Source organism: Verrucosispora sp. TAA-831 (assembly GCF_050780145.1).
In the GTDB taxonomy this organism is placed as follows: Bacteria; Actinomycetota; Actinomycetes; order Mycobacteriales; family Micromonosporaceae; genus Micromonospora.
The window spans coordinates 1,653,190-1,663,856 of the sequence record NZ_CP192240.1 but is presented as its reverse complement, the minus strand read 5'-3'; the positions used below and the strand labels follow the sequence as shown (position 1 = coordinate 1,663,856).

The following is a 10,667-nucleotide window of genomic DNA, read 5'->3' as shown; positions in this document are numbered from 1 at the left end:
GCCCGGTCCCGGCGTGCACGATCGCCGCCACGTCCGCGCGATCGGTGCTCGGATCAGTCGAGGTCGGTGAGCGCCTTCTCGTAGCCGGGGCGGTCGGCGCGGGGCGTCCTGGCCTCCAGGTAGTTGAGCACGACGGTGCCGGAGCGGAACGAGGCACCGGCCCACACCTCGGCCATGTCGCTGGCGCTGACCTCGTCGGGGAAGACGTAGACGGCCACCCCGTCGGTCACCACGATCTCCGAGCAGCCCAGCCCGAGTCCGTCCGGCCCGCAGTCCACGGAACGGTCCTTGGACTTGCCCGCCTTGAGGCCGGCGGCCCGGAACGCGGCGACGACCTCGCGTGCGCTGGGCTCGCCGGTCTTGCGGGGCGGCAGCTTCACCGGGGGCGGGCTGGGTGGGCGGCGTTCGGTGCTGCCGGTCACGGTCGGCTCGGCGGCGGGCGGCGCGCTCGACGGGGTCTGTGACGGGGCCGGTGCGGTGGCCGGTGCGCTGGCCGGGGGCGGTGCGCTCGTCGGGTCGCCGGCGGACGACTGTTCCTTCTCGCCACCACCGCAGGCGGTGAGGGCGGCGGTGACCGCGACGAGGACGAGGGCTGGCAAGATCCGGTGGCTCACTCCGAGCAGTCTGCCGGGCGGGCGGCGCGCTGTGCAGTGGCCGGTCGGTCAGGCGGCCTGTCACCTATCCGGCACCCGCGGCGGACCGTACGATGCGGTGCCGTGACCAGCAGCGTGGATCGGGTCGTCTCGTTCACCACCGACTACGGCCTGACCGACGGATTCGTGGCGGCCTGCCACGGGGTGATCGCACGGCTCGCCCCGGCGGTGCGGGTGATCGACGTGACGCATCTGGTGCCGCCGGGCGACGTCCGGCGCGGCGCGACGGTGCTCGCCCAGACGGTGCCGTACCTGCCGGACGGCGGGGTGCACCTGGCGGTGGTCGACCCGGGTGTGGGCACGGCCCGACGGGGTATCGCGCTGGCCACTCCCGGGGGCCTGCTGGTGGGGCCGGACAACGGACTCTTGTGCGACGCGGCAGACGCGTTGGGCGGGGTGCGCGCGGCGGTGGAGCTGACCGATCCGGCGTGGTGGGCCGCCCGGGTCTCCGCCACGTTCCACGGCCGGGACGTGTTCGCGCCGGTCGCGGCCCGGCTGGCCACGGGAGCGCCGATGGCGCAGGCCGGTCCGGCGGTCGATCCGGCGACGCTGGTACGCCTGCCGACCCCGGTGGTCGAGTCCACACCGGACGGCTTCGTCGCCGAGGTGCTGACCGTGGACCACTTCGGCAACGTGCAGGTGGCCGCCGCAGCCGAGCTGCTCGCCCCGCTTCCGGCCCGGTTGCGGGTACGGCCGCCGGACACCGACTCGCTGTGGGCTGCCGTGCACGGGCGGACGTTCGGTGACGCGCCGGTCGGCGGCCTGGTGGTGCACGCCGACTCGGCGGGTCTGGTGGCGCTGTCGGTGAACGGTGGACGCGCTGTGGACCTGCTCGGGGTGGCACCGGGTAGGCTGCTGCGGGTGTGGGCGGAACGCGCCGACGAGGTGCCCCGCGCCACACACCCGTAACGTCTACTGTGGAAAGCTGTTCCGGTGAACGATCGCTGGGTTCCCGCCGCCTGCCCCTGCTGCGCGTACCGGACCGGCGGCGGCACCTGTCCGGTCTGTTTCTGGACCGACGACGGTCAGGGCGACGCCGACGCGGACGTGGTCCGTGGTGGCCCGAACGGGGATCTGAGCCTGTCGCACGCCCGGCTGAACTTCGCCGTGTACGGCGCCTGCCACCCCCGCTACCAGGACGCGGTCCGGGCACCTCGCCCGGACGAGGTGCCCTGAGCCCAGGCCGGGCCGGCGTGGGAGGACACCGGCCCGGCTCCGCGCGCGGTGTTCAGCAGCGCGGCACCGTGGGGCCCCAGACCGCCGAGACGTACGCGTGGCTGACGAACTGCCCGCTGGCGAGACGGTTCCATCGGTTGGTGGTGCGGTACGGCCCGGTCACCGTCTGCCCGGTCACGTAGCACTCGACCGGCACGTGGGAGTAGCGGGCGGCCAGGCCCCGGCTGGCGTAGCCGGTGCCGGCTCCGGCACGGATGTTCAGCGGCCCGTCGCCGATCACGGCCCGGCTGCCGGTGCCGGTCCACAGGTAGGCCACGTCGACCCAGGTGTTGGTGGTCAGTTGCAGCCCGTCCCAGAACGTCCCGTCGGCGAGGTCGATCCCGGCCGGGTTCAGCACCGTACGGCCGAACTGGTCCCGCCCGCCGTTGTAGCCGTTCTGGTAGGCGGCCTGCGCCTGCGGACGGCCCTGCGGCAGATCCTTCCAGTTCTCCCGGACGGCGCTGGGGTTCCAGTAGTCGTCCCGGGTGTTCCACGGTCCGACGTCCCATACCGGCGCGTACGTGCAGCGGGTGCCGCTGGTGGTGCAGACCCGGACGGTGTAGTCACCGCTGTTGCGCGGGGAGAGGCTCCGCCGCGACGGGAGCGCCACGAAATGGTCACGGGGCGCGACGGTGTGCCCGTTGGCGGTCACCTCGCCGACCAGGCCGATCCGGGTGGTGAAGACCCGGTAGACGCGGCCGGGCGTGGCGGCGGCGACGGCCACCCCGCCGGTGTCGGCGGTGAACCGGACGGCGCGGACCTCGGCGGTGGCACCGGCCGGGCCTCCGGTGAGCACCACCCGGGTCTGCACCCGCCCGATCGGCCGGTCGAAGACCACCGCCGGGACGGCGTCGCGCCATTCCGTCCAGCCGCTGCCGTGCCAGCCGCGCACCTGGACGCTCGCGGTGGCACCGGCCCGGGCGGTGGCCGTCACCTCGGCCCGCACCCGGGTGGCCGGGCTGGTCAACGTACGCGGCGCGGCCACCAGCATCCCCTCGGCGACAGCGCTGCGGCGGGCCGGTACGCCGGGCGGACGGGCGTCGGCCAGCCGCAGCCCGGACCGGGTGTGCCGGACGTTGACGTCGTCGGCGTCGACGGTGGACAGGCTGGCGTTCCAGGTGTCGGCGCGAGCGGCCGAGGCGGGCGTAGGCGGCGCCAGGGTGACGGCCAGGACGGCGGTCAGGACGGCGGCCGACGCGGTCGTCGACCGTGATAGACGAATGCGATTCATTCGTTTTCCTCCTCAGATCTCCCCGATAATGCTCATATATGAAGATCGAACCGAAGTGACATACAAATAGCGATACATGCGAATTCGGTTCGGGTGAGGGAGAATGGTGGCGTGCCCGAAGGTGACACCGTCTGGAACACCGCCCGCGTCCTGGACCGCGCCCTGGCCGGCGCCCGGCTGACCGGCAGCGACTTCCGGGTGCCCCGGCTGGCCACCACCGACCTGACCGACTGGGCGGTACACGAGTGCGCCAGCCGGGGTAAGCACCTGCTGCTCCGCCTGACCGCCCCGACCGACACCGGCACTCCCACCGCCACCGGCCCGGTGCACTGGACGCTGCACTCGCACCTGCGGATGGACGGCACCTGGCGGACGTACGCCCCCGGGGAACGCTGGACCGCCCGCCCGGCGCACCTGATCCGGGTGGTGCTGCGAGCCGCCGCCGCGACCGCCGTCGGCTACCACCTGCACGACGTGGCGCTGGTGCCCACCGCCGACGAGGACCGCCTGGTCGGCCACCTCGGCCCCGACCTGCTCGGCACCGACTGGGATCCGGTGGAGGCGGTCCGCCGGCTCGCCGCGCATCCGGACACCGCCATCGGTGTCGCGCTGCTCGACCAGCGCAACCTGGCCGGGATCGGCAACCTCTACAAGTGCGAGGTGCTGTTCCTGCGCGGGGTGCATCCGCGCACCCCGGTCCGGGAGGTACCCGACCTCGACGGCCTGGTCCGGTTAGCGCAGGACCTGCTGGCCGCGAACCGGGGACGGTGGACGCAGAGCAGCACCGGCTCGCTACGTCGGGGCCAGACCAGCTACGTGTACGGGCGTCGGGCGCAGCCGTGTCGCCGCTGCGGCACCGCGATCCGCAAGGAGGAACTGGGCGAACGGGTCACCTACTGGTGCCCGGCCTGCCAGCCCGCCGCCTGAGCCGGCCGACGTGGAAGTTCCGCCGACTCGGACGCAAGTTCCACGGGAGTCTGCGCAGGTGGCGGGCCGGTTCGGAGTGGCGGCGCCGACACGCCGGGCGGTCACCAGATAGGGACGATTGGGTACTTCCTAACCACCCCCCGGCCATCGCATGCTGCGATTGAGCGCTCACGGAAAGTCAAAGTCGTGCGCTGCGCACGCCACATCGCAGTGGTGGCCGCCGCGCCCCGACCCCGGGGAGAGCCATGGCCGTGTTCCGCAGATTCCGGTCGACCTGGCGGGATCGCGCCACCCGCGACGGCGAGTCGAGCCCGGGGGCCGTCCCCGAAGCCCGCACCGACCCGGACCACGCGGACCCCGGCCCCGTCCAGGCACCCCACGACGCGCCGCCGGCCCAGATGCGGCAGGACGCGCCGCCCGCCCCGGTGTCGCACGGCGCGCCGCCCGCGCAGGCACCGCAGGGTGCGCCGCCCGCCCAGGCACCGCCCCCGCCGACCCGGAGCGCGCCCGCCGGACGACCGTCGACACCGGCCAGTCTGGACCCGGCGGCGGTGCCCCGGCTGTTCGGCACGGTGCCGAATCACGCGTACAGCCCGCTGCCGGTGGTCGACTCCGACGGGACGGTGGTGGGCGGCACCGGCATCCGCAAGTTCGTCGACCCGCTGCCCGGTCTCGGCCCGCTGGGGCGAACGCCGCTCGGCGCGCACCTGCCGGTCGCCGTGCCGGACACCATCAGCTACCCCGGCTGCGACTACTACGAGATCGGTCTCGCCGAGTACACCCAACGCCTGCACAGCGACCTGCCGGCCACCCGGATGCGCGGCTACCGGCAACTGAACCTCGGCACCGACGTCGACGGACACAACACCGTGGCACCGCCCCGGCAGCCCTGGCACCTCGGGCCGGTGGTGCTGGCCCGGCGCGGCCGACCCGTACGGATCAAGTTCATCAACCAGCTTCCCGCCGGACCGGCCGGCGACCTCTTCCTGCCCGTCGACCCGACCGTGCCGGGGGCCGGGACCGGGCCGCTCGGCGGACCGGCACCGTACCCACAGAACCGGGCGGTGCTGCACCTCAGCGGCGCGTCGACCGGTTGGGCCAGCGCCGGCAACCCGTGGCAGTGGATCACTCCGGCCGGGGAGATCACCCCGTACCCGACCGGTGTCGGGCTGGCGCACGTCCCCGACATGCCACCCCCGGGCCAGGGCGCCACCACGCTGTACTTCCCGAACGAGCAGAGCGGACGACTGCTCTGGTTCCACGACAACACCGCCGGACTGTCCCGGCTGACCGTCTACTCCGGACAGGTCGCGCTCTGTCTGCTCACCGACGAGGCACAGGAGCGGCTGGTCGACGACGGGGTGCTGCCGTGCGACCAACTCCCGCTGGTCTTCGAGGACAAGACCTTCGTGCCGGACGACGCGCAGCTCGCCACCCAGGACCCGACCTGGGATCGCAGTCGGTGGGGGACGCGCGGCAGCCTCTGGCACCCGCACGTCTACCAGCCGCAACAGGACCCGCACCGCCCGGAGGGCGTCAACCCGACCGGCCGCTGGGACTACGGCCCGTGGTCGCGTACCGCCGCGTCGGCCGGACCGGAGGTCACCGCCGCCACCGTGCCCAACCCGCACCACGACCCGGTCACCGACCCGGACGAGCCGCCGGAGGCACCGGGCGTGCCGCACCCGAGCGCGGTGCCCGCCGCCTACGGGGACACCGTGCTGGTCAACGGTGCCGCGTACCCGTACCTGGAGGTGGAGCCGAAGGTCTACCGGTGGCGGATCCTGAACGCCTGCGCCGACCGGTGGTTGAACCTCCAGCTCTACCGGGCCGCCTCGGACGCGCCGATGTGGACGCCGGAGGGCCGGCTGTCCGACGCCGACGCGGGCGAGGTGCCGATGGTCGACGCGATCCGGGCACCCGACCGACCGACGGGCTGGCCGACCGACGGGCGCCCCGGAGGCGTACCGGACCCGGCCGCCACCGGACCGGAACTCATCCGGATCGGCAACGAGGGCGGCCTGCTGCCCGAGCCGGTGGTGATCCCGAACCGGCCGATCGGATTCCGGTACGACCGGCGCGAGGCGACCGTGCTCAACGTCGACGGGCACGCCCTGCTGCTGGCGCCCGGCGAACGCGCCGACGTGCTGGTGGACTTCGCCACCGTCGCGCCGGGCAGCACGCTGATCCTCTACAACGACGCCCCGGCCCCGCTGCCCGCGCTCGACCCCCGACACGACCACCACACCGGCGGCCCGGATCGCAGCGCCGAGGGCGGCGCGCCACCGACCCGCCCCGGGTACGGCCCGAACACGCGCACCCTGATGCAGTTCCGGGTCTCCGGCACCCCCGCCTCCCCGTACGACCTGGACCGGCTGCGCGAGCGGCTGCCCGGCGCGTACGCCGCCGGCCAGCGTCCGCCGATCGTGCCGCAACCCGCCTACGACGCCTGCTTCGGCACGGTCTCCGCGCCGACCCGGATCCCGGTGCACGCCGCCGCCGTCACGTTCACGCCGACCGGCGGCGCCGCACCGGTGACGCTGCCGTTTGCGATCAAGGCCGTCCGGCAGGTCTTCGAGCCCGAGTACGGCCGCGCCACCGGCCGCCTCGGCGTCGGCCACCCACACGCCGGACCGCTCGACGAACCCACCCTGCCGCTCGGCCCCGCCGACCCGGCCACCGAGACCCTGCACGTCAGCGACCCGGCCGTACCCGTCGGCGCACCCGGTGACGGCACCCAGCTCTGGCGGGTACGCGGCACCGGCCGACACACCCACCCGGTCCGCTTCGACGGCCTCGACGTGCAGGTGGTCAGCCGGGTCGGCCGGGACGGCCGGATCCGGCCACCACACCCCGGCGAACTCGGCTGGAAGCAGGTCGTCCGCGTCGACCCGGGCGAGGACGTGCTGATCGCGCTGCGCCCCGAGGCCCCGCCGCTGCCGTTCAAGCTCGGTGACAGCATCCGGCTGCTCGACCCGACCCGACCGGCCGGCGTACCCACCGGCTCCACCGAGATCAGCCCGCTCGACGGACGTCCCGCCTCGGTGGTCAACCGCCTGGTCAACCTGGGCTGGGAGTACCGCTGGGGCAGCGCCGCGGCGGGCCTGCGTGACCAGGGGATGAGCCGCCCGCTGGTGGTCCGCGTCGCACCCCGCTCCCCCACCGGCCTGAACGCCACTCCGGCCCCCGGCTCGGCCACCGCCCTACCGGCGATCAACCTGACCTGGACCGGCAACGGCGGTCAGCCCGCCGCCACCAGCCACCTGCTACAGCGGGCCACCGACTCCACCTTCACCGGCGGCCTCACCGAGATCACCGTGGCCGGCAGCGCCACCCGCTACACCGACGCCACCATCACCCCCGGCGTGACGTACCACTACCGCCTCCGCGCGGAGAACACGGTGAGCTGCTCCGCCTGGTCGAACAGCGTCCCGGCCGCGGTGCAGCTCACCGCCCCCACCGGCCTGACCGCCACCATCCCACCGGCCGCCCCGCTGCGGGCCGCGCTGCGCTGGGCCAACCGCTCCTTCGCCACCGGCATCGACGTGCAGCGGGCCACCAACCCCACCTTCACCAGCGGCCCCGGCACCACCGCCATCGGCGTCGGCGACCACCACCTGGACACCGCGCTCGCCCCCGACACCACTTACTACTACCGGGTACGCACCACCTACCTGGGCGTCGCCTCGCCCTGGTCCACGGTGGCCACCGTGATCACCCCGCCGGTGCCCGGCGTACCCACCGCGGTCAGCGTCGCCACCAGCACACCCGACCCGGACACCGCGACGGTCGTACTCGGCTGGGCGGCGAGCACCCCCACCGGCCCGGGAGCCGGTTTCACTGTGGAACGGGCCCTGGACGCCGCGTTCACCCGGGAACTGGCCACGTTCACCGTCACCGGACGCGGCTTCACCAATACCGGCCTGGCCCGTGGCGTCACCTATCACTACCGGATCCGCTCGTTCAACGTGGTGGCCGCGTCCCCGTACACCGGCCCCATCCCAGTGACCACCCCAAAGTAAACCCGCCACCCCCGCCCACCCCACCACCCCCGCATGCCCCTCCCGCCCCGTCGATCATGGAGTTGTGGCAGCGACAAAAGGTGCACATCATCGCGTAACCACGACCTCAACTCCATGATCGACGCGTCGAGGGAGACGGCGGCCGGTGGGGACGACGGGAGTCCGGCGGTCAGGAGGTGGTGGCGGGGCGACCGACGGCCCGTAGCTCCGACAGCGCCGACGCGAAGCCGTGCAGCATGTCCGTGGCCTCCGTCAGACGGGCTGCGGAAGGGTGCTCACTGTCGGGGCGGTACTCCTCGGCCAGGTAGCCGGCCGCCGCCACGACCAGTCGCTCGTACGCCCCCACACCGGCGTCCAACTGCCCGGTGAGCGCCTCGTGCGCCTCGGTCAGTGCGGGACGGGCGTCCGGGGGCGCGAGGTGTACCGCGCGTTCCACGCTCGCCACCCGGTTGGCCAGCTCGCGCAGTGACTGCTCGGCCACGGCGGCCTCGGCGACGGCGGGTTCGGCGAAGCCGGTCAGCCGACCGCCCATGGACGCCAGGGTCGACGCCGCCCGGTCCAGTCGTTCCCACGGCTGGGCCGCGCTGGTGCCGCGCAGGGCGCCACGGGAGCGGACCCGGCGCACCTCGGCCACCACCCCGGCACCGACCGGTAGCCGCTCCACGGCGGCGACCAGGCGGGCACGGCTGCGGGCGGCGGCCTGAGCGGGATCGAGAGCGGGCGGGGCGGGCTGGGCCGACAGCGCCCGCAGGTCCACCCAGCGCCAGGCGGCCAGCGCGGTGGAGGCGCCGGCCGCGGCGGCCCAGACGGCGTCGGCGAGGCCGATTCCGGCGTACGGGGTCAGGATGACGGTGGCACCGCCGAGCCCGCCGGCCAGTACGCTCCACCGGCGGGCGGAGCGACGGAGCTTGCCCAGCCGGCGGAAGTAGCGGGTGCGCTCGTCTGCTGCCACCGTCGCCTCCTTGACGCCTCGGTTCAGCCGGCGGCGCTGGCGTCGCCGGTGTTGCGATCCCGGTTCATGCTGGCCCGCAGCTCGTCGAGGCGGGCCACACCCGGGTCGTTGGTCTGTGCCGCCTGCTGCTGGCCACCGGCGGCGGCGTTCTGGTCGGCGGCGCCGCCGAGCTGCTCGCCGGCCATGCTGGCGCGGATCTGGTCGAGGCGGGCCGACCCGGCCACGTCCAGCGTGGCCTTCTGGATCTCCAGCATCCGGCCCTCGGCCGAGTTGCCGGCCAGCTCGGCACGGCCCATCGCGGTGGAGTAGCGGCGCTCGATGCGGTCGCGGACCTCGTCCAGGCTGGGCGTGCTGCCGGGGGCGGTGAGCGCCGACATCGACTCCAGCGAGGAGGCCACCGTCTCCTGCATCTTGGCCTGTTCGAGCTGGCTGAGCAGCTTGGCCCGCTCGGCGAGCTTCTGCTGGAGGATCATCGAGTTGTTCTCGACCGCCCGGCGGGCCTGTCCGGCGGCGGCGAGCGCCTGGTCGTGCAGCGTCTTGAGGTCCTCGGCGGCCTGCTCGGACGAGACGAGCTGGCTGGCGAGGGTCTGCGCGGACTGCTCGTAGCGGCCGGCCTCGACCTCGTCGCCCTTGGCGCGGGCCTGGTCGGCGAGGACCAGTGCCTGTCGGGCGTTGCTCTGCAACCGCTCGACGTCGGACATCTGCCGGGAGAGCTTCATTTCCAGTTGCCGCTGGTTGCCGATCACCGCGGCGGCCTGCTGCACGAGCGCCTGGTGTTGCCGGTGCGCCTCGTCGATCGCCTGCTGGAGCTGCACCTTGGGATCGGCGTGCTCGTCGATTCGGGCGCCGAAGAGCGCCATCAGGTACTTCCAACCCTTGACGAACGGGTTCGCCATCTCCGCCGTATCCCCTCAGTCACGTCGCTGCGCCAACCGCCATGTCCGGCCGGCCCAGCTCGGCCACCGGCGATGGTGGGTCCATCGTCCCAGCCGAGCGCCGGCACGACATCCGGACCGGCGCGAGGGGGACGCTGCGATCAACCCTACGCGGCGGTCGCCACCTCGACCATCGGCCGGCGGCTCAGGCGGTGTGGAACACGCTCAGGCGGCGCAGACCACGTCCCGGTCGGTGCGTTCGGCGGAGCGGACCCGGGTGCTGCGCAGCGTCGCCTTGAGCGGCGACTCCTGGCGCACCGCGACCGCGACGGAGCCGTCCGAGCTGACCTGACGCACCGGTCGGCCGGTGGCCTTGTGCACCGCCGTCGCGCCGACGGGAGTCGCCTCGACCGGCTCGTCCTGCACCGGCACCAGCACGCCCGGTAGCTGCTCGGCGAGGGCCACGGTGTCGCTGACCTCGCGCAACAGCTCGGACAGACGGGCGCCGAGCGCGTCGCAGATCGCCGCGAGCAGTTCGCTCGACGGTTCCTTCTGGCCGCGTTCGATCTCGGACAGGTAGCCCAGGCTGACGTTGGCGGCGGAAGAGACCTCGCGCAGCGTGCGGTGCTGCCCCTGCCGGCGCGCCCGTAGTGCGTCACCGATCACCCGGCGTAGCAGGACCATCGCACCTCCCCTGAGGGACACAGTTCGCCCGGCCGCCGGCCCGGTGGTGCGCACCGGCTCCGACTGTCGGAGCTTTCCCGCAACCGTACCCGTTGCGGGCCGCCACGA

The 10,667-nt window shown here is 73.9% G+C and carries 9 protein-coding genes; 4 read left to right on the top strand and 5 right to left on the bottom strand.

What is annotated here, in order from left to right:
• Positions 1–53: 53 nt before the first annotated feature.
• Entirely contained in the window at positions 54–614 is a 561-nt protein-coding gene (locus ACQVFL_RS07580) for a hypothetical protein (protein WP_396691638.1), read from the bottom strand.
• Positions 615–728: 114 nt separating this feature from the next.
• Between ACQVFL_RS07580 and ACQVFL_RS07575 the strand changes: the two genes are divergently transcribed.
• A complete protein-coding gene (locus ACQVFL_RS07575) occupies positions 729–1,562 on the top strand; it encodes an SAM hydrolase/SAM-dependent halogenase family protein (protein ID WP_431729790.1) in 834 nt (277 codons plus the stop codon).
• Between the two features lie 24 nt (positions 1,563–1,586).
• Positions 1,587–1,829 carry a CPCC family cysteine-rich protein gene (locus ACQVFL_RS07570; protein WP_396691639.1) on the top strand — a complete coding sequence of 81 codons (243 nt, stop codon included), beginning with the start codon at positions 1,587–1,589 and terminating at the stop codon, positions 1,827–1,829.
• A 52-nt stretch (positions 1,830–1,881) separates the two neighbouring features.
• On the opposite strand, the gene ACQVFL_RS07565 is transcribed toward ACQVFL_RS07570, so the two are convergent.
• Positions 1,882–3,099, bottom strand: coding sequence for a hypothetical protein (locus tag ACQVFL_RS07565; protein ID WP_431729026.1), 1,218 nt, complete (start codon positions 3,097–3,099; stop codon positions 1,882–1,884).
• 111 nt (positions 3,100–3,210) lie between these two features.
• Here ACQVFL_RS07565 and ACQVFL_RS07560 point away from each other — a divergent pair, with 111 nt between their 5' ends.
• On the top strand, positions 3,211–4,026 hold the full coding sequence (locus tag ACQVFL_RS07560) for a zinc finger domain-containing protein (RefSeq protein WP_396691641.1): 816 nt from the start codon (positions 3,211–3,213) through the stop codon (positions 4,024–4,026).
• A 245-nt stretch (positions 4,027–4,271) separates the two neighbouring features.
• Complete coding sequence (locus ACQVFL_RS07555) at positions 4,272–8,048, top strand: hypothetical protein (protein WP_431729025.1); 3,777 nt, start codon at positions 4,272–4,274, stop codon at positions 8,046–8,048.
• 169 nt (positions 8,049–8,217) lie between these two features.
• On the opposite strand, the gene pspM is transcribed toward ACQVFL_RS07555, so the two are convergent.
• The 3 genes from pspM to ACQVFL_RS07540 all read right to left on the bottom strand — a co-directional run bounded on the left by pspM (position 8,218) and on the right by ACQVFL_RS07540 (position 10,559).
• A complete protein-coding gene (pspM, locus tag ACQVFL_RS07550; RefSeq protein WP_396691643.1) occupies positions 8,218–9,000 on the bottom strand; it encodes a phage shock envelope stress response protein PspM in 783 nt (260 codons plus the stop codon).
• A gap of 23 nt (positions 9,001–9,023) precedes the next feature.
• On the bottom strand, positions 9,024–9,896 hold the full coding sequence (locus tag ACQVFL_RS07545) for a PspA/IM30 family protein (protein ID WP_396691644.1): 873 nt from the start codon (positions 9,894–9,896) through the stop codon (positions 9,024–9,026).
• Positions 9,897–10,100: 204 nt separating this feature from the next.
• A complete protein-coding gene (locus ACQVFL_RS07540; RefSeq protein WP_396691645.1) occupies positions 10,101–10,559 on the bottom strand; it encodes a helix-turn-helix domain-containing protein in 459 nt (152 codons plus the stop codon).
• Between the last annotated feature and the right edge of the window lie 108 nt (positions 10,560–10,667).

Coding starts and splice junctions, on each gene's coding strand:
- ACQVFL_RS07540 (WP_396691645.1), bottom strand. CDS start 10,559: ATGGTCCTGCTACGCCGGGTGATCGGTGACGCACTACGGGCGCGCCGG.
- ACQVFL_RS07565 (WP_431729026.1), bottom strand. CDS start 3,099: ATGAATCGCATTCGTCTATCACGGTCGACGACCGCGTCGGCCGCCGTC.
- ACQVFL_RS07555 (WP_431729025.1), top strand. CDS start 4,272: ATGGCCGTGTTCCGCAGATTCCGGTCGACCTGGCGGGATCGCGCCACC.
- ACQVFL_RS07545 (WP_396691644.1), bottom strand. CDS start 9,896: ATGGCGAACCCGTTCGTCAAGGGTTGGAAGTACCTGATGGCGCTCTTC.